At 42.8% G+C, this 17,510-nt stretch carries 20 protein-coding genes; 15 read left to right on the top strand and 5 right to left on the bottom strand.

The features are described 5' to 3' along the window. Nucleotides 1-774 precede the first annotated feature (774 nt). Nucleotides 775-1,377, top strand: a complete 603-nt coding sequence (locus tag F893_RS00970) for a pesticin C-terminus-like muramidase (RefSeq protein ID WP_034435761.1) — start codon at nucleotides 775-777, stop codon at nucleotides 1,375-1,377. Then, nucleotides 1,361-1,759, top strand: a complete 399-nt coding sequence (locus F893_RS17265; RefSeq protein ID WP_005249609.1) for a lysozyme inhibitor LprI family protein — start codon at nucleotides 1,361-1,363, stop codon at nucleotides 1,757-1,759. The genes F893_RS00970 and F893_RS17265 overlap by 17 nt, the downstream gene beginning before the upstream one ends. Nucleotides 1,760-1,802: 43 nt before the next feature. On the opposite strand, the gene F893_RS00980 is transcribed toward F893_RS17265, so the two are convergent. Continuing rightward, the gene (locus F893_RS00980) at nucleotides 1,803-2,723 is read right to left on the bottom strand and encodes a Dyp-type peroxidase (protein ID WP_005249610.1); all 921 of its coding nucleotides are present in this window, start codon (nucleotides 2,721-2,723) and stop codon (nucleotides 1,803-1,805) included. Between the two features lie 160 nt (nucleotides 2,724-2,883). Here F893_RS00980 and F893_RS00985 point away from each other — a divergent pair, with 160 nt between their 5' ends. Beyond that, nucleotides 2,884-3,504, top strand: coding sequence for a LysE family transporter (locus F893_RS00985; RefSeq protein WP_004280977.1), 621 nt, complete (start codon nucleotides 2,884-2,886; stop codon nucleotides 3,502-3,504). A 74-nt stretch (nucleotides 3,505-3,578) separates the two neighbouring features. Here the strand turns inward: F893_RS00985 and znuB are convergent, their stop codons facing one another. Genes znuB through F893_RS01000 form a run of 3 tightly spaced genes read right to left on the bottom strand, consistent with a single transcriptional unit; the run spans nucleotide 3,579 to nucleotide 5,644 of the window. Next, nucleotides 3,579-4,379 (bottom strand): zinc ABC transporter permease subunit ZnuB, encoded by an 801-nt coding sequence (znuB, locus tag F893_RS00990; protein ID WP_004280978.1) that lies wholly within the window; start codon nucleotides 4,377-4,379, stop codon nucleotides 3,579-3,581. Between the two features lie 3 nt (nucleotides 4,380-4,382). After that, nucleotides 4,383-5,174, bottom strand: a complete 792-nt coding sequence (znuC, locus tag F893_RS00995) for a zinc ABC transporter ATP-binding protein ZnuC (RefSeq protein WP_162924850.1) — start codon at nucleotides 5,172-5,174, stop codon at nucleotides 4,383-4,385. Next, nucleotides 5,147-5,644, bottom strand: coding sequence for a transcriptional repressor (locus tag F893_RS01000; protein ID WP_004280980.1), 498 nt, complete (start codon nucleotides 5,642-5,644; stop codon nucleotides 5,147-5,149). Before F893_RS01000 ends, znuC begins: the two co-directional genes overlap by 28 nt. Before the next feature lie 146 nt (nucleotides 5,645-5,790). Here F893_RS01000 and F893_RS01005 point away from each other — a divergent pair, with 146 nt between their 5' ends. From F893_RS01005 to F893_RS01060, 12 genes are all read left to right on the top strand, one after another. Beyond that, a complete protein-coding gene (locus tag F893_RS01005) occupies nucleotides 5,791-6,627 on the top strand; it encodes a metal ABC transporter solute-binding protein, Zn/Mn family (RefSeq protein ID WP_005249613.1) in 837 nt (278 codons plus the stop codon). Nucleotides 6,628-6,801: 174 nt separating this feature from the next. After that, a complete protein-coding gene (locus F893_RS01010) occupies nucleotides 6,802-7,194 on the top strand; it encodes an ATP synthase subunit I (protein WP_004280982.1) in 393 nt (130 codons plus the stop codon). Nucleotides 7,195-7,304: 110 nt separating this feature from the next. Continuing rightward, nucleotides 7,305-8,180 carry a F0F1 ATP synthase subunit A gene (gene atpB, locus F893_RS01015; protein WP_004644859.1) on the top strand — a complete coding sequence of 292 codons (876 nt, stop codon included), beginning with the start codon at nucleotides 7,305-7,307 and terminating at the stop codon, nucleotides 8,178-8,180. An 85-nt stretch (nucleotides 8,181-8,265) separates the two neighbouring features. Next, a complete protein-coding gene (atpE, locus tag F893_RS01020; RefSeq protein ID WP_000424060.1) occupies nucleotides 8,266-8,511 on the top strand; it encodes a F0F1 ATP synthase subunit C in 246 nt (81 codons plus the stop codon). A 39-nt stretch (nucleotides 8,512-8,550) separates the two neighbouring features. After that, nucleotides 8,551-9,021 (top strand): F0F1 ATP synthase subunit B, encoded by a 471-nt coding sequence (locus tag F893_RS01025; protein ID WP_004280990.1) that lies wholly within the window; start codon nucleotides 8,551-8,553, stop codon nucleotides 9,019-9,021. A gap of 12 nt (nucleotides 9,022-9,033) precedes the next feature. Further along, the gene (locus F893_RS01030; RefSeq protein WP_004644860.1) at nucleotides 9,034-9,570 is read left to right on the top strand and encodes a F0F1 ATP synthase subunit delta; all 537 of its coding nucleotides are present in this window, start codon (nucleotides 9,034-9,036) and stop codon (nucleotides 9,568-9,570) included. Nucleotides 9,571-9,615: 45 nt separating this feature from the next. Further along, nucleotides 9,616-11,160, top strand: coding sequence for a F0F1 ATP synthase subunit alpha (atpA, locus tag F893_RS01035; protein ID WP_004644861.1), 1,545 nt, complete (start codon nucleotides 9,616-9,618; stop codon nucleotides 11,158-11,160). Nucleotides 11,161-11,249: 89 nt separating this feature from the next. Then, nucleotides 11,250-12,119, top strand: a complete 870-nt coding sequence (gene atpG / locus F893_RS01040; RefSeq protein WP_004644862.1) for a F0F1 ATP synthase subunit gamma — start codon at nucleotides 11,250-11,252, stop codon at nucleotides 12,117-12,119. A gap of 26 nt (nucleotides 12,120-12,145) precedes the next feature. Beyond that, nucleotides 12,146-13,540 (top strand): F0F1 ATP synthase subunit beta, encoded by a 1,395-nt coding sequence (gene atpD / locus F893_RS01045; protein WP_004644863.1) that lies wholly within the window; start codon nucleotides 12,146-12,148, stop codon nucleotides 13,538-13,540. Between the two features lie 27 nt (nucleotides 13,541-13,567). Beyond that, nucleotides 13,568-13,987: a F0F1 ATP synthase subunit epsilon gene (locus F893_RS01050; RefSeq protein WP_004732608.1), complete on the top strand. Its 420-nt coding sequence runs from the start codon at nucleotides 13,568-13,570 to the stop codon at nucleotides 13,985-13,987. Nucleotides 13,988-14,066: 79 nt separating this feature from the next. Then, a complete protein-coding gene (locus F893_RS01055; RefSeq protein WP_005249619.1) occupies nucleotides 14,067-14,858 on the top strand; it encodes a DUF4145 domain-containing protein in 792 nt (263 codons plus the stop codon). A 202-nt stretch (nucleotides 14,859-15,060) separates the two neighbouring features. Continuing rightward, nucleotides 15,061-16,437 (top strand): NAD-dependent succinate-semialdehyde dehydrogenase, encoded by a 1,377-nt coding sequence (locus F893_RS01060; RefSeq protein ID WP_005249621.1) that lies wholly within the window; start codon nucleotides 15,061-15,063, stop codon nucleotides 16,435-16,437. A 41-nt stretch (nucleotides 16,438-16,478) separates the two neighbouring features. Here the strand turns inward: F893_RS01060 and F893_RS01065 are convergent, their stop codons facing one another. Continuing rightward, nucleotides 16,479-17,474: a pirin family protein gene (locus F893_RS01065; protein WP_005249623.1), complete on the bottom strand. Its 996-nt coding sequence runs from the start codon at nucleotides 17,472-17,474 to the stop codon at nucleotides 16,479-16,481. Between the last annotated feature and the right edge of the window lie 36 nt (nucleotides 17,475-17,510).

Raw genomic sequence — 17,510 nt, forward strand, 5'->3', positions numbered from 1 at the left:
ATTTCCGCGACTCATGAGTGCTCGGTTATATGCGGGCCAATTGGTTGTGCGGTAGATTTTGTGTGTAGGCTTCTTCATTTGAAAATTATATCGCTGAAAAAGCCTTTACAGATAGGTTTGTGCAACAAAGCCGTTACGACTTTATTTAAAATAATAGACTGCAATGAGAAAATATTAACGAGTTTCCCGGTAAAATCTCGCCCTAAAGGAAAACAAAGTTCATTTGAACGTCATACCAATGAGCAAGGCATTGTAGAGGTGGTATCTTCACCTAATCGAGATATTGAAATTCTAGTTTTGACTTCAAATGATGAGTTTGCTCTAAAAGGTGCTGTTAACTCTGAGCATGGCTCTCAAATACCAAAAATAATTAAACTAGATGAACCCTATGAAAACTTTAAAAGTGAATCAAATATCCAACTTCTAGATAGAGAAGGAAATAGTTATATCGTTGAAAATACAAAGATCGAAATACTTTATTTGGGAAATAAGATAACAAAAATTTCAAATACCTCTAATGGGAAATTTTCATTTCCAAGTATGATTGGGGAAAAAATACAGATCACGGTATTTAAACCTGATGGTAATCCCTTGGAACCGAAAACTCATGTGGTAAAAAGGATTAAAGAAGATTCCATAAAATTGAAATTAGATGTAGATATTATTAAGGGTGGTACCGAACAGAATAAGCCGACCCTAGATAAGAATATAGAGAAACTCTGTACAGCAGAATGTATCGTAGAAACATATACTTTTGAAACTTCTTTAGGAACAATGGTTATTTCAAAAGAATCTCTTGATTCAATTTTAAAATGGGAGAAATACGAATCTAAACCTTATGTACCTAGTAAGGGAAAAGATGGTAAAAGTGGTGTAACATTAGGATATGGTTACGATTTAGGACATCAAAGTCTTGAACAAATTAAAAAGGATTTAATTTTTTATTATACTTCGAGTCAAATTCAACGTTTATTAAAAGCTCAAGGAAAAAGAGGTTTGGCAGCACAAGCATTAGTAAACAGCCTTTCTGATATTATTATAAATAAAGATAAAGCTTATCAGATGGTGATGATAGTAAAAAAAAGGTATGCGGAGGATACATTAAAAGTTTATCCAGATATTTTAAAATATCATCCTCATTGCCAAGGAGCTATTTTATCGCTTGTATATAACAGATATATAGGTTTGAAAGGAGATCGTCGTAAAGAAATGAAAGAAATTCAAGATGATCTTAAAAAGAATGGAAAAAAGGTTCCTTTATTCTTAAGAAGTATGAAACGACTATGGACTACAAAAGCTAATAGAGGATTACAGGCTAGACGGGAAGATGAAGCAAAAATTTTTGAAAAAGGATTAAAATGTGAATGCTATAAGTAAACTTTTTATTCTGAATATTTTATTTATTTCTTTAAACTCTTATGCAGTGTCTCCTGAAGACTTTTTATATCAGGATGCTTTGAAAATACAGTGTAAAGAAAGAAGTCCTATGCAAGAGGATTTAATGTATTGTGTTTCAAGAAGTTATTTAGAGTCAGATAAAAAATTAAATATAGAATATAGAAAAAGAATGAAAATATTAAAAGGAATTAAAAAAGAAAAATTACTAGCGAGTCAAAGATTGTGGTTAAAGAATAGAAAAAATAAATGTAACTCTGAATATGCAGCTGCAGAGGAAGGGCGTGAAGCACCGATTTATTTAATAGATTGTTATGCTCAAGAAAATTATCAAAGAGTTAGATTTATAAAAAATTATAAATAATTTAAAAATAGAAAAGCAGCTATTTTTTAGCTGCTTTTTTCTTTTACCCTTCCAAAACTTCTTCCAGCAACTCCTCACTCGGTGCAAAGTAATATGCGCCATCCAGCGGAGTTACGAAGTGCAGCAGGCGGTCATGAATCCCATCACCAGACGTACCAAACATACGTTCTAACATAGCATCAATAATTTTTAGATCTTTGGTATATGCAATAAAGAATAGCCCCTGGTCACCACGTCCGTCACCATAAGGTAGAGAATGACGCAGGATCTCCATTTCTTCACCTTCTTCATCTTCCACTACAGTACGTGCCACATGCGCATTTTCAGGTTTGACTTCATCATCCAGCTCAATCGATTCAAGCTTGGTACGACCCATAACCTGTTCCTGAGTATCAACTTTTAGCTTTTTCCATTTTTCCAGGTTATGCGCGTAACGTTGGGCAAAAATAAATGAACCATCTTGGAAAATACCTGAATCTTCACCTAATAATGCGACTTCAGCACGATCATCCGGGAATTGCGGATTTTCAGTTCCATCAATAAAGCCAGTTATGTCACGACCATCAAAATAGCGGAAGCAAACCCGCTCATCCAGCACCTGAACCTGATCCTGAATGCCTTCAAAAAAAGCCTGACTGAGCGCAAAACAGATATCAGCACGGGCACTGGCAATATGAATGATCATATCTGCCGGAACCACTGGCATTTCAAATGAACCATGAATGGGCTCAAGCTGTTTAAAGCCTGCAGGAGCTTGATCATAAAGTTTTGCCCACAGTTCAGGACCAAAAGCCACTGCCGTTTTAATTTGTGCTTGAGGATGTTGCGTAATAAGACGATCACGCGAAGTAAAAAGATGTTCGAGTTGTTCTTTTAATTGTTCAATACTCAAATCTTTAAGACGTAAAACAATAAAACGGGCATGATCTGAAGGAAGTGGCAAGATTACCGATTGGGCTGTCATTCATGGCTCCTGTAAGGATAGATCCTGTTTTTAATGCACATATTGTGCCTGAAGCCAGACAGAGTGAATAGTGCAGTGCCTTATATTCAAGCAGGTTTTTAGCCCGATTTTATTGGAAAATTCATATAATATTGGATGGGTTTTGCTGAGTGAAATGTTTATGTCCTATCAAATGTGGTTTGCCTATATGCTGGCCTGTTGGGTGATTAGTGTGTCTCCGGGCGCAGGAGCGATTGCTTCCATGTCGAGTGGACTGAATTATGGTTTTCGGCATGGTTACTGGAATGCGCTGGGCCTGCAACTGGCATTATTGGTACAGATTGCAGTGGTTGCGGCAGGCGTGGGAGTTTTGTTTGCGACAACCCCATGGGCATTTTTAGTGGTGAAATGGTTTGGTGTCGGCTATTTATTGTATTTGGCTATTTTGCAATGGAAAGCACCTGTACAATCTATCGAAATTAAACATGAATTGGCGCGAAAATCGAGAGGGAAACTGGTACTGCATGGTTTCTTGGTTAATATCACTAATCCTAAAGCCATCGTATTTTTACTGGCCGTCTTGCCGCAATTTCTGGATTTGTCTAAGCCACAATGGATTCAGTATTTGATTATGGCTGCGACAATGGTGACGATTGATCTGATTGTGATGGCGGGTTATACCGGATTGGCTGCTAAAGTTTTAAGGCTGCTTAGATCGCCGAAACAACAAAAAGTCATGAACCGGACTTTTGCCGGGTTATTTGCCGGCGCTGCATTTTTATTGAGTTTGGTGCATCAATAAAGAGTCTTTGCTCTCTCCTTAAAGGAGAGAGGCGGAATAGATCATTAGAAAATCATAATGATTTAACAGAAAGATTAATTCAGCTTTTTAAACTTCTGCACACAGAAGATCAGTGCAAATAGCACCGCCATGGTCAGTACAATGGTTAAACCAGTCGAAGTATTGAGACCGGCACTCGACCATAGGCCCACGGTCACCCCAATTTGCGCAATCACGAATGCCCAGATCACCATTTGTTTGGGTGAGTGTGCAAGGAGTCGTGCGGTCAGGGCAGGGATCACCAGTAATGCCCCCATCAAGAGTGAACCGACTGCTTTCAGGGCAAGCACGGTAAACAATGCCAATAACAACATAAAGATCAGGCGTTGCCATTTGGCATTTACACCTTCACTGACCGCCATGTCCGGATCAATCGCGATTTGAATCTGCGCTTGCCAGCTTTTATAGAGGACGGCTAAGGCCAGAATAATCACAATGGCAAAGGTGGGTAAGTCCGTCCAAGAAATCGTTAGTAGATCACCAAATAGATAGCTGAGAAGTTCCGGTCTTAAACTCGGTAAATGCTGAATGAACAATAATCCCGAGCAAAGCAGTGTTGCTGAACATAAGGCCAGCAAAGCATCATTGGGTAGGCGCGGATCATGCAGCACCCACAAAATACCTACCAATAATAAGGCAATAAAAGTGACTCCCATCCAGAGCGGTAAACTTAAAGCTCCAGCAATGGCAACACCGAGTAAAGTACCGTGTGCCATGGTATCGGCAAAGAATGACATACGCCGCCAGAGCATGAGACAGCCCAGCGGAGCAGTCAGAAATACCAACAGCGTTCCCATGATCCATGCAGGTAAAAGGAGTTGTAACCAATCCATCATGGTTTAAGCTTCCGGCTCGGGGTGAATATGAGGGCGTGAATCATGCTGACAGGGAGTGGCAGAATCGCCATGCGCGCAATGATCATGATGATGGTGATAGAACACTCGATTGGTGCCAAAAATTGCCTGATATTCGGGATGTTGCTGCACGCTTTCCGGCAGCCCACTACAGCAGATATGCTTGTTCAAGCACACGACTCGAGTCGTACCTTGCATCACCCATTGCAGGTCATGTGAAACCATCAGTACGGCACAGCCATATTTTTCCGGCAAGTTACGCACATATTCATACAGTTCAGCTTCGGACTGGATGTCCAGACCTTGCATCGGTTCATCGAGGACTAAAATGTCCGGCTGGCGTAATAAGGCGCGGGCCAATAGCACCCGCTGACGTTCGCCGCCAGACAACTGCTGAACTTTAGAATCTTGCAGTTTGCTAATGCCGGTATCGCGGATAATTTCGGTTTTAATCTGGGATGGGCATTTTTCTAGCGTCAATAAATCTTTCACCCGGAGCGGCAAGCTATGTGAGGGATTGAATTTCTGTGGCACATAAGAGAATTTGAGTTTGCGCGCAGTTTTGATCTCACCTGATTGCGGTTTCAAAATGCCCAGCATGACTTTAATTAAGGTCGATTTACCAGCGCCATTGGGACCGATCAGTGTGACAATTTCTTTCTCTTGTAACGAGAAATCAATGGCTTTTAAGATATCGCGCTCATCGATCTTGACCCAGATCTTGGAGAGCTGAATCAGGGGAGAGGCACTTAAGCTTTGTTGCGGCACTGCTGACAAATTCCTGAAATTTCGATAATGCTGTGATGTGCCGTGAAGTCGTCCGAGCTGGCCAGTGCATCGAGTTGATCGAGCAAGCCCTGAGCCGACGCTTCTTTCACGGCTTTACATTCGGTGCAGATTAAAAAAGCGGCCTGATGACCTTCACGCGGATGGCAACAGGGAATATAGGCATTGATCGAGGTCAGGCGATGAATCAGCCCTTTGCTTAATAAAAAATCCAGAGTGCGATACACCGTTGGTGGGGCTGCAGGACGATCGCTGGCATTTTTCATTTGTGCCAGCAGATCATAGGCGCCCATCGGGCCATGCGCATTCAGAATGAGTTCCAGCACTTCTTTACGTAAAGGCGTAAGGCGTGCGCCGCTTGCTGCACAAAGACTTTCCGCTTCAGCAAGACGTTGTGCGACATTGGGATGGTCGTGCACGCCGTGCAATGCGTTGTGGTGTTCATGCGAACAGGAACCCATAGTTCACCTCAAGTGCGAAACTGAAAATTAATAGATTTCAAATCTTAACATGAAGCGTTCTGAGTTTCGATTGGGCATAGGTATTTTTGTATTTTTGTTATATTATAACACTTCCTGATTTTATCGTTTTTAAGTGATTTCTACTCATGTTCCGTCTTCTTGCAATCAGTCTGCTCGCATTGTTCAGTACACTCAGTTGGTCACAAAGTCTGGTGGTGTCTACGCAGCCGATCCATCTGATTGCCAAGAAAATTACCCAAGGTGTGGAACAGCCGACTTTATTGCTGGCCAACCAAAGTGGACATGATGTGAGTCTGACTCCGGCGCATCGAAAAACTATTCAGAATGCAGGTCTGGTGATCTGGCTGGGTCAGGCGCATGAAGCACCCTTGGCCAAAGTGCTGAATGAAAGTAATAAAGGCATTGCACTGTTAGACTCGGGGATATTGACCACCTTGCCGATGCGTAATCCGCGTGGCGAGGCCTTAAAAAATACGGTAGACACGCATGTCTGGCTCGATCCGAATAATGCAGTGCGGATTGGTTTCTTTATTGCGGCGCTACGTTCGCAGCAATTGCCGGAGCATCGTGAACGCTACTGGAAAAATGCCCGTGACTTTGCACAAAACATGTTTGCTACGGCTCAGCGTTATAGTTCAAGTAACAAAGCCAAACCTTATTGGTCTTATCATGATGCCTATCAGTATCTGGAGCGCCCACTCAATTTAAAATTCATGGGGGCATTGACCGATGATCCACATGTTTCACCAACCGTGGCGCAAATCAAGTTTTTACAGGATCATCGTCCACAGCGCAAAATGTGTCTGCTGGCCGAAGGTCATGCCAGTGAGAACCAGTACCGCAAACTCAATCCGGTACTGTTCCAGCATGTCGATGAAAGCATGAGCGGGGCAGGGGACTTTGTGCAGGCTTGGCAGCAATTGGCCGCCGAAACCCAGAAATGTGTACTAAATGCACGCTAATGATTTAAAAAATAGACAGATTTTGATTAGTTTAACAGCAGTGACCCGATTTAAAAAAACACGACTAAGGTCGGGAAAAGATTGCATGTTCAGGGGTGTAACTCTATAATGCCTGCGATTAAAAATAATCACCTGTTAAACTTGTCAAGCATGATTGCTGTGAGTGAATAAATAATGAGCCGAACTAGTCGCTTGATTGACCGACGATTAGCGAAAGCTTTGGTCCTCCTGCAAGCCTGTATGATCCCTGTTTCAGCCTTGATCGGCTGGGTCGTGAAAGACTCAACCGCAGCCTTGAGTGCAGCATTAGGTGCACTGGTATGTTGGCTCGCGACTTGTTATTTTTCGTGGCAATCGTTTCGAGCAGCAGGAGCCCGCGCGTCTAAACAAGTTCTTTCGAACATGTATAAAGGCTTGATGGGAAAGTTTGCCATTGTGATTGTTGGTTTCATTTTAATTTTAAGCAATGTTAAACCGTTGTCAGCGGTGGCGTTGTTTTGTGGTTTTATACTTGTTCAAGCCATGTCGTGGGTCGCTCCGTTTTGGGCGTCACGTCTACAAAAATGAGTATAAGCACAACAAGAAATTGAAAAGTTTTTCAGGAGCAGGCGAGATATCAAGCAGCACGCGATATTCGTTTGTTCTATTAGTTTTTTGACATTGACCAGGTGTGATTTATGGCTGCTGAAGAACATGCCCTTACTTCGACCGAGTATATCAAGCATCACTTGACCAACATGACCTATGGCAAAATGCCGGACGGTACGTGGAAATTGGCCGAGAGCGGTGCTGAAGCTCAACAGATGGGGTTCACTGCTATTCACTTGGATTCAATGGGTTGGTCTATCGGACTGGGTCTGATTTTCTGTTTGTTGTTCTGGTTGGTTGCTAAAGCGGCTAATGCTGGTGTTCCTACCAAGTTCCAGTCTGCAATTGAAATGATTATCGAGTTTGTAGATTCAAGTGTACGTGATACCTTCCACGGGAAGTCTCGATTAATTGCACCCTTAGCATTAACCATTTTCGTGTGGATTTTCCTCATGAACTTGATGGATTTGATCCCTGTTGACTTTATTCCTTATGTAGCTCAACACGCGATTGCTTCTATGCTGGGTGTAGACCCTCATCAGGTTTACTTTAAAATTGTTCCGACTACAGATCCAAACATTACCCTCGGTATGTCTATTTCTGTATTCTTCTTAATTATTTTCTATAGTATTCGTGAGAAAGGTGTTGGCGGCTTCGTTGGTGAGTTAGCACTGAACCCATTTAACCCAAGTAATCCAGTTGCTAAAGTGCTTTTAATTCCATTCAACTTATTGTTGGAATTGACTACTTTCTTGGCGCGACCAGTTTCATTGGCTCTACGACTGTTCGGTAACATGTATGCGGGTGAGTTAATCTTCATTCTTATCGCGTTATTACCGTTCTGGATCCAGTGGGCGTTGTCTGTGCCTTGGGCGATTTTCCACATTTTGATTATTACGCTACAAGCATTCATTTTCATGATGTTGACTATCGTGTACATGAGTATGGCAAGCGAAAAGCATTAATGGTATTGCCTAACTGTCAACGGATGGTTGGGCACACAATTTTTTAACTTAATTTGGTATAAAACCTAACCTCTGAGGAATTATCATGGAACTCACTTTAGGTCTAGTTGCAATTGCATCTGCTATCTTGATCGCTTTCGGTGCTTTAGGTACTGCGATTGGTTTTGGTCTTCTAGGCGGCCGTTTCCTTGAAGCTGTAGCTCGTCAACCAGAATTGGCTCCACAACTTCAAACTCGTATGTTCTTAATCGCGGGTCTTCTTGATGCTGTGCCTATGATCGGTGTTGGTATTGGCTTGTTCTTCATCTTCGCTAATCCATTTGTAGGTTAATCAGCTTAATTCCGAAATTCACTATTTGAGGAATTTGCAATGAATATCAACCTCACATTGTTTGGCCAAGCGATTGCGTTTGCGATTTTTGTCGCATTCTGCATGAAGTTTGTATGGCCACCACTAATCAATGCGATTAGTGAACGTCAGCGTAAAATCGCTGATGGCTTAAATGCTGCTGAAAAAGCGAAGGCTGACCTTGCAGATGCGCAAGCACAAGTGAAAGCTGAGTTAGACGCGGCAAAAGCACAAGCGGCTCAATTGATCGAACAAGCGAACCGTCGTGGTGCACAATTGATCGAAGAAGCGCGTACCCAAGCTGCGGCTGAAGGTGAGCGTATTCGTCAACAGGCTAAAGAAGCTGTTGATACTGAAATCAATGCTGCTCGCGAAGAATTGCGTCAACAAGTGGCTGCTCTTGCAGTAACTGGTGCTGAGAAAATTCTTAGCCAGCAAGTTGATGCAGAAGCTCACAATGCCATGCTGACTCAGCTGGCTGCTAAACTTTAAGAGAGGCGGATTATGGCTGAACTCTTGACGTTGGCACGCCCATACGCTAAAGCAGCATTTGCTTACGCTTCTGAGCAAAGTGCAACTGACTCTTGGTCAACAGCACTTGAATTGCTCAGTGCTGCGGTGCAAGACGAAGCATTTTCAGCTTATCTAAATCGCCCTGAGCTTACACCTGCTGAGCAGGTGGCTCTTTTTGCGAAAGTTTTAGGTGAAGACCAAACTGCAGCAGTGTCTAACTTCCTGACATTGCTTGCAGAGAATAACCGTTTGGTTCTTCTTCCTGAGATTGCAGCAGAATATGAGCAGCTTAAATCACAGAATAACAATACTGTGGATGTTGTGATTGAATCAGCATTCCCATTGACTTCTGTACAGGAACAACTTCTTACTCACGCATTAGAGAAAAAATTCGAAGCGGCGGTAAATGTTTCTGTAGAAGTTAACCCAGCGCTGATTGCTGGTGTAGTTATTCGTGCAGGCGACCAAGTGATAGATGATTCTGCGCTTAACAAGCTTGAAAAAATGCGTACTCGTCTTCTTGCTTAATTGCATTTAGAAGACTGAACTTTAAAAAGATTGAGGTATAGCGCAATGCAACAACTGAATCCATCCGAGATCAGTGCGCTCATTAAACAGCGTATCGGCGATCTGGACACCAGCGCAACCGCTAAGAACGAAGGAACCATTGTTATGGTTTCTGACGGTATTGTGCGTATTCACGGCTTAGCTGACGCTATGTACGGTGAAATGATCGAATTCGACGGCGGCCTTTACGGTATGGCACTGAACCTAGAACAGGATTCAGTGGGCGTCGTTGTTTTAGGTAACTACTTAAGCCTTCAAGAAGGTCAAAAAGCGCGTTGCACAGGTCGTGTATTAGAAGTTCCGGTTGGTCCAGAACTTTTAGGCCGTGTAGTAGATGCTTTAGGTAACCCGATTGATGGTAAAGGCCCTATTGATGCAAAATTAACTGATGCTGTTGAAAAAGTAGCACCAGGCGTAATTTGGCGTCAATCAGTGGATCAACCTGTACAAACTGGTTATAAATCAGTAGATACAATGATCCCTGTAGGCCGTGGTCAACGTGAGTTGATCATTGGTGACCGTCAAACTGGTAAAACAGCAATGGCGATCGACGCGATCATCGCTCAGAAAAACTCTGGCATTAAATGTGTATACGTAGCAATCGGTCAAAAACAATCGACTATCGCTAACGTGGTACGCAAGCTAGAAGAAACTGGCGCTATGGCGTATACAACTGTTGTAGCAGCAGCTGCAGCTGATCCAGCAGCAATGCTGTATCTAGCTCCGTACTCTGGCTGTACAATGGGCGAATACTTCCGTGACCGCGGTGAAGATGCGTTAATCATTTATGATGACTTGTCTAAGCAAGCTGTTGCTTACCGTCAAATTTCATTGCTTTTACGCCGTCCACCAGGTCGTGAAGCGTATCCAGGTGACGTGTTCTATCTACACTCGCGTCTACTTGAACGTGCTTCTCGTGTATCTGCTGACTACGTTGAGAAATTCACTAACGGTGAAGTTAAAGGCCAAACTGGTTCATTAACTGCATTGCCGATTATTGAAACTCAAGCGGGTGACGTATCTGCATTCGTACCAACCAACGTAATTTCGATTACTGATGGTCAGATCTTCCTTGAAACATCATTATTCAACGCAGGTATTCGTCCTGCTGTGAACGCGGGTATCTCTGTATCTCGTGTTGGTGGTTCAGCGCAAACTAAGATCATCAAGAAATTGTCTGGTGGTATCCGTACTGCTTTGGCGCAATACCGTGAATTGGCAGCATTTGCTCAGTTCGCTTCTGATCTTGACGAAGCAACTCGTAAGCAACTTGAACATGGTCAACGTGTAACTGAGTTAATGAAGCAAAAACAATATGCTCCATACTCAATTGCTGACCAAGCTGTTTCAATTTATGCATCTAACGAAGGCTACATGGCTGACGTAGACGTTAAGAAAATCGTAGACTTTGATGCTGCGTTGATTTCTTACTTCCGTTCAGAACATGCTGCGTTAATGCAACAAATCGATGCCTCTGGTGATTACAACAAAGACATCGAAGCTGCAATCAAAGCAGGTATTGAAAGCTTTAAAGCGACTCAAACTTACTAATTTCAACCTTTGTTGAATTTAGTGTCGGTTTGGTTCACGGAATCAACCTTCGGAAGCTCGCAAGGGCTTTCGAATACTAGGTTAAGCGTATGGCAAATTTAAAAGAAATTCGCGCCAAAGTAGCTAGTATCAAGAGCACGCAGAAGATTACTCGAGCGATGCAAATGGTAGCAGCTTCTAAGATGCGTCGTGCGCAAGAGCGCATGGCTCAAGGCCGTCCGTATGCCGAAAATATGCACCGTGTAATTGCTCATTTGGTCCAAGCGAATCCTGAATACAAACACCGTTATATGGTTGAACGCCCAGTTAAGCGCGTTGGCTATATTATTGTGTCTTCAGATCGTGGCCTTGCTGGTGGTTTGAACATTAACCTGTTCAAGAAAGTGGTTAAACACGTTCAACAGCAACAAGAGCAGTCAATTGAAGTTCAATTTGCTTTAATTGGTCAAAAAGCGGTTTCGTTTTTTAAAAACTACGGCGGTAAAGTGCTTGGTGCGACGACGCAAGTCGGCGATGCCCCAAGTCTTGAGCAGTTATCTGGTTCTGTACAGGTGATGTTGGACGCTTATGATAAAGGCGAGTTAGATCGTATTTATCTAGTGTCAAACGGCTTTGTCAATGCCATGACTCAAAATCAAAAAATCGAACAACTTGTTCCTTTGGCTGCTGCTGAAGAAGACAAGAATCTGAACCGTCAATACGGTTGGGATTACATCTACGAGCCTGAAGCTGAAGAGCTTTTAAATGGCTTGTTGGTTCGCTATATCGAGTCTGTGGTGTATCAAGGTGTGATTGAAAACATCGCATGTGAGCAGTCTGCACGTATGGTCGCTATGAAAGCAGCGACAGACAACGCAGGCGAGATCATTAAGAGCCTGCAACTTATTTATAACAAGCTGCGTCAAGCCGCGATTACTCAGGAAATTTCTGAGATCGTTGGTGGTGCCGCTGCCGTTTAACATTATTTTGAATTGAGGAGACAGCAATGAATAGCGGTCGTATCATTCAGATCATCGGCGCGGTTATCGACGTCGAGTTTGAACGCAACAGCGTTCCTAAGATCTATGACGCTCTCCAAGTAGATGGTACTGAAACTACTTTAGAAGTTCAGCAACAGCTTGGTGATGGCGTAGTTCGTACTATTGCAATGGGTTCTACTGAAGGCCTTAAGCGTGGTTTGAACGTAACTAACACTAACGCGCCGATTTCTGTACCAGTAGGTACAGCGACTCTAGGCCGTATCATGGACGTTCTTGGTCGCCCGATCGACGAAGCTGGTCCTGTTGCGACTGAAGCGCGTTTACCAATTCACCGTCAAGCGCCTTCTTATGCAGAACAAGCGGCTTCTACTGACCTTTTAGAAACTGGTATTAAAGTCATCGACTTACTTTGCCCGTTCGCGAAAGGTGGTAAAGTTGGTCTGTTCGGTGGTGCCGGTGTTGGTAAAACTGTAAACATGATGGAGTTGATCAACAACATCGCGAAAGCTCACTCAGGTTTATCTGTGTTTGCTGGTGTTGGTGAGCGTACTCGTGAAGGTAACGACTTCTATCACGAAATGAAAGATTCTAACGTTCTAGACAAAGTAGCAATGGTCTACGGTCAGATGAACGAGCCACCGGGTAACCGTTTACGCGTAGCGTTGACTGGTCTTACTATGGCTGAATATTTCCGTGACGAGAAAGACGAAAACGGTAAAGGCCGTGACGTACTATTGTTCGTAGATAACATCTATCGTTATACACTAGCGGGTACTGAAGTATCAGCACTTCTAGGTCGTATGCCATCTGCAGTAGGTTACCAGCCTACACTTGCAGAAGAGATGGGTGTTCTTCAAGAACGTATTACATCGACTAAGTCTGGTTCTATTACGTCAATCCAAGCGGTATACGTACCTGCCGATGACTTAACAGATCCATCGCCTGCTACAACGTTTGCTCACTTGGACGCAACTGTTGTATTGAGCCGTGACATCGCATCTTCTGGTATTTACCCAGCGATCGATCCACTAGACTCAACTTCACGCCAGTTAGATCCGTTAGTTGTTGGTCAAGAGCATTATGAAATTGCACGTTCTGTACAGAACGTATTGCAACGTTATAAAGAGCTTAAAGACATCATCGCGATTCTTGGTATGGACGAGCTTGCTGAAGAAGATAAACTGGTTGTTTACCGTGCGCGTAAAATCCAGCGTTTCTTCTCTCAACCGTTCCACGTAGCTGAAGTATTTACTGGTGCTCCTGGTAAATTAGTATCTCTTAAAGAAACGATTCGTGGCTTTAAAGGTCTTCTAGCTGGTGAATACGATCACATCCCAGAACAAGCGTTCTACATGGTTGGTGGTATTGACGAAGTTATTGCTAAAGCCGAGAAACTTTAATTAGCTACTCTAATTTAGGAGATTCTCATGGCGACTATGCAATGTGATGTTGTAAGTGTTCAGGAGTCTTTGTACTCAGGCACTATAACTATGCTAATTGCAAAAGGTGCTGGCGGTGAGTTGGGTATTATGCCTGGCCATGCTCCGTTGGTAACTTTGCTCCAACCTGGCGCGATCCGCGTTATTTTGGAAAACGGTACAGAAGAGTTGATCTATGTATCTGGTGGTGTTCTAGAAGTTCAACCGCATGTTGTTACGGTTCTTGCAGATACTGCAGTCCGTGCAGAAAACTTAGATGAAGCAGCTATTGTTGAAGCGCGTAAACACGCTGAAGCATTGCTTGCGAATCAAAAGAGCGATTTGGACGCTGCTGCTGCTTTGGCTGCTCTTGCAGAAACTGCTGCTCAGCTGGAAACGATCCGCAAAATCAAAAACCGCGCTCAATAAGAGACGGTTTGAGATTGAAAAAACCACCCGAAAGGGTGGTTTTTTTATATACTAATTTTTAAATAGTATTTCTAGAATAATGAAAATAGTTTCTTTGAATCCAATTTTTGAGGGTGTTAAGCAAGATTCAAAAATTGTTTATGAAAAAATATTATGTATTGAATGTAAAACAAAAATTAAGCATGAGGTATTGGTAGATATATCACACAATGATTGTTCTGATCCAAATATATCTTTTTATTATAATTATAGAATTTTGAGATGTTTAAATTGTGAGTCTATTTCATATCAAACAAAGTCCCATGACTCTTATGACGTTGATCCTGTAGGGTATGATCAAAGTGAAGATATGATCTACCAAGTAAATTATTTATATAAAACTTTTCCTCTTAGAGACGAAGAAACTGCTTTTTCTAAAGAGTTTGAGAAAATCTTACCTGAAGAGATTTATTCTACTTATGAAGAGGTCATAGTGGCGTTAAATAATAAAATGCCTTTGCTAACTGGATTAGGCTTGAGAACATTATTAGAGCAGATTGTGAAATATTTTGGTCATTCAGATGATTTGGGGGAAATTTTAAATAAGTTTGAACATGAGGGTTTTATCTCAACTAAGCAAAGAGGCTTACTTGATGATATTCGTTATTTAGGGAATGATGCTGCACATAGGGCAGACTCCAAAACTCGAAAAGAGCTAGTTTTGCACTTAAAAGTTTTAGAAAATTTAATTCAACAACTTTTTGTTTACTACAATTTAGATCAAGAAGAGATAAGAAAAATTAAAAGTGTAGGATTAAAACCATCACCTAGACATCCCATTCCAGTAGTAAGAGAAACTACTCAAAAGAGAAGACCTAAGAAGAGGTTATAAAATCTCTGCATTTATTGCATTCTGTACCGCTCGATATAACTTTTACCCTTTCTCAGTAATGTTTTGAACCAATCTGTAAGCAGACACACGCTATAAAAAAATCAATGATAAGTTAAATAATTCGAACAGATACTCGTTTGTTATAGCTTAATACGATAGAAGTTTTGAACAGGCGAAACTTATAATTGAAAAAGGGAAAATCATGGCTTATCAATCTATTAATCCATTTACTAATCAAAAATTGAAAGACTACCCACCCCATAACGATCAAGATATTCAAAATGCACTCGATACCGCAGAAAAAATCCTAAAGTCAGAATGGTCACAACAGGTCGATACCCGTATTGAAGTACTGCGCAAATTGGCCAGCAATATGCGAGAGCAAAAATCTGAACTCGCTAAACTCATGACGCTGGATATGGGAAAACTGATCAAGCAGAGTGAAGGTGAAATCGAAACCTGCGCCAAAATTGCAGAATATTATGCGGATCATGCCAAAGAATTTTTAGCACCGGTGTCCTATGAAACGGAACTGGGAGAAGCCTGGGTTGAGCATCATCCACTGGGTATTATCATGGCGGTTGAACCGTGGAATTTCCCGTTTTATCAACTGATGCGTGTCTTTGCGCCGAACTGTGCGATTGGTAATCCGGTTCTGGCAAAACATGCCGGCATTGTGCCGCAATGTGCCGAAGCCTTTGAGCAACTGGTCTTGGATACAGGCGCACCCAAAGGTGTCTGGACCAATCTGTTTATCAGCAGTGATCAGGTCGCTGAAGTAATTGCAGACAAGCGTGTGCGGGGTGTAGCACTGACAGGTTCAGAAGGTGCGGGCAGTGCAGTCGCTGAACAGGCCGGAAAACATCTTAAAAAATCAACGCTGGAACTGGGCGGTAATGATGTATTCATCGTACTCGATGATGCAGATCTGGAACGCGCGATCAAGTTAGGCTGTCAGGCGCGTGTCAATAATGCTGGGCAGGTATGTACGGCGGCGAAGCGATTTATCTTGCATGAAAAAATTGCCGAACAATTCAAGGCCGGCATGCTGAAAGCTTTTGAACAGTTAAAACTGGGTGATCCGCTCGATCCTGAAACCACTTTAGGACCGCTGTCTTCAAAAGATGCGCTGGAAAAACTCAGCGAGCAGGTCGAAAAGGCAGTAGCACAAGGCGCGACTGTGGTCACTGGCGGCAAAGCTGTAGAACATCAAGGCAATTTCTATGCACCAACTATTCTGGAAAATATCACGCGTGAAAATGAAGCCTGGTATGAAGAATTCTTTGGCCCGGTGGCACAAATCTATGTGGCGAAGGATGATGATGAAATTGTCGAAATTGCCAATGATTCTAATTATGGCTTAGGTGGCGTGATTCATTCACAGGATATCGAGCGCGCTAAAAAACTGGCGTCACGGGTAGAAACTGGCATGATCTGGATCAACTGGTTTACTGACACCACGCCCGAATTGCCATTTGGTGGAATCAAAAATTCCGGTTATGGGCATGAACTGTCGATTGATGGTTTTAGAGAGTTTGTGCAGAAGAAACTGGTCGTCGTCAAAAGCCCGAAAAAATAATATGAGCTGATCCGATATCAAATAAGCCACTATTCAGTGGCTTATTTGTCTGGATATTCTTCACGTTTGCCACCTTCATAACTGGCAAAACATGGGTGTTCTGGTGGAAATGACGGTTCAGCACTTGGCCAAGGCCAGCCACCAAACTGGGTTTCACGATAACGGCGAAAAGCAGTATCTAGTTCTTGAGCACTATTCAGAACAAAAGGCCCATGCATAGCCACCGGTGCACCGATCGGTTCACCTTCCAGCCATAAAATATGTGATTCCAGTAGCCCACCTTTGAGCTGAATATCTGCATCCGGTTTGAGTTCCAGTAGATGCTTCGGCGCTATCTTCTGTCCTTCAAGCTCCAAGCTTCTACCTTGATAAAAATAACAAAAACGCGTTGCAGTAGCAGTGGTTGCAGGAATGATTAATTCTGCTTCCGGCCCTAAAGTGATTAAATAAATATTGAGCTGATTCTCTGGCATGGCTGCCCATGAATGTGGTGGCCGATCCAGTGCCTGAGTCTGTTTAAACTGTCCTGAAATGACCCGGATCTCCGCTTTACGTCCGGTCGCATCGGCTGAAAATACATGTGGAATATGTTCACGCCACAACATTTTATAATCGGCCGGCTGCTTTTTTTGTTCCGGTGAGGAATTCAGCCAGATTTGAAACAGCTCCAGAGGATTGTCCTGATCCTGATGGACTAAAGGAAACATCTCGCAATGCTGTACCCCATTGCCGGTAGTCAGCCATTGCACATCACCCGCGCCATAACGTCCCGAGTTTCCCAGCGAGTCAAAATGATCGACATACCCGCGCTCGACAATGGTAATGGTTTCAAAGCCAGTATGCGGATGCTCCGGAAAGCCCGGAATACTCTCGCCATAATACATGTCATATTCATGCTGCTGTGGCGGGGAAACTGGGCCTAATTCGGCATTGCCTTGTGGATAATGATCTTGATGGTGAACGGTAAAAATAAAAGGATCTTTCAGATCAAGCCGGGATGTGGCTGAAACCACAGAATACAGCACTGAATTCGACATGATTGAACTCCTGATGATCTGATTAGATGAAAATTC

It is taken from the genome of Acinetobacter sp. CIP 102136, from assembly GCF_000369685.1.
Classification (GTDB): Bacteria; Pseudomonadota; Gammaproteobacteria; order Pseudomonadales; family Moraxellaceae; genus Acinetobacter; species Acinetobacter fasciculus.

Excerpts from the sequence above, each read along its gene's own strand:
- znuB (WP_004280978.1), bottom strand. The coding sequence starts at position 4,379 with ATGATGGATTGGTTACAACTCCTTTTACCTGCATGGATCATGGGAACG.
- F893_RS01030 (WP_004644860.1), top strand. The coding sequence starts at position 9,034 with ATGGCTGAACTCTTGACGTTGGCACGCCCATACGCTAAAGCAGCATTT.
- F893_RS01010 (WP_004280982.1), top strand. The coding sequence starts at position 6,802 with ATGAGCCGAACTAGTCGCTTGATTGACCGACGATTAGCGAAAGCTTTG.
- F893_RS01060 (WP_005249621.1), top strand. The coding sequence starts at position 15,061 with ATGGCTTATCAATCTATTAATCCATTTACTAATCAAAAATTGAAAGAC.
- atpA (WP_004644861.1), top strand. The coding sequence starts at position 9,616 with ATGCAACAACTGAATCCATCCGAGATCAGTGCGCTCATTAAACAGCGT.
- atpG (WP_004644862.1), top strand. The coding sequence starts at position 11,250 with ATGGCAAATTTAAAAGAAATTCGCGCCAAAGTAGCTAGTATCAAGAGC.
- atpD (WP_004644863.1), top strand. The coding sequence starts at position 12,146 with ATGAATAGCGGTCGTATCATTCAGATCATCGGCGCGGTTATCGACGTC.
- F893_RS00980 (WP_005249610.1), bottom strand. The coding sequence starts at position 2,723 with ATGACAGCCCAATCGGTAATCTTGCCACTTCCTTCAGATCATGCCCGT.
- F893_RS01065 (WP_005249623.1), bottom strand. The coding sequence starts at position 17,474 with ATGTCGAATTCAGTGCTGTATTCTGTGGTTTCAGCCACATCCCGGCTT.
- F893_RS01050 (WP_004732608.1), top strand. The coding sequence starts at position 13,568 with ATGGCGACTATGCAATGTGATGTTGTAAGTGTTCAGGAGTCTTTGTAC.
- atpB (WP_004644859.1), top strand. The coding sequence starts at position 7,305 with ATGGCTGCTGAAGAACATGCCCTTACTTCGACCGAGTATATCAAGCAT.
- F893_RS01025 (WP_004280990.1), top strand. The coding sequence starts at position 8,551 with ATGAATATCAACCTCACATTGTTTGGCCAAGCGATTGCGTTTGCGATT.
- F893_RS01000 (WP_004280980.1), bottom strand. The coding sequence starts at position 5,644 with ATGGGTTCCTGTTCGCATGAACACCACAACGCATTGCACGGCGTGCAC.
- atpE (WP_000424060.1), top strand. The coding sequence starts at position 8,266 with ATGGAACTCACTTTAGGTCTAGTTGCAATTGCATCTGCTATCTTGATC.
- F893_RS00985 (WP_004280977.1), top strand. The coding sequence starts at position 2,884 with ATGTCCTATCAAATGTGGTTTGCCTATATGCTGGCCTGTTGGGTGATT.
- F893_RS01055 (WP_005249619.1), top strand. The coding sequence starts at position 14,067 with ATGAAAATAGTTTCTTTGAATCCAATTTTTGAGGGTGTTAAGCAAGAT.
- F893_RS01005 (WP_005249613.1), top strand. The coding sequence starts at position 5,791 with ATGTTCCGTCTTCTTGCAATCAGTCTGCTCGCATTGTTCAGTACACTC.
- F893_RS00970 (WP_034435761.1), top strand. The coding sequence starts at position 775 with ATGGTTATTTCAAAAGAATCTCTTGATTCAATTTTAAAATGGGAGAAA.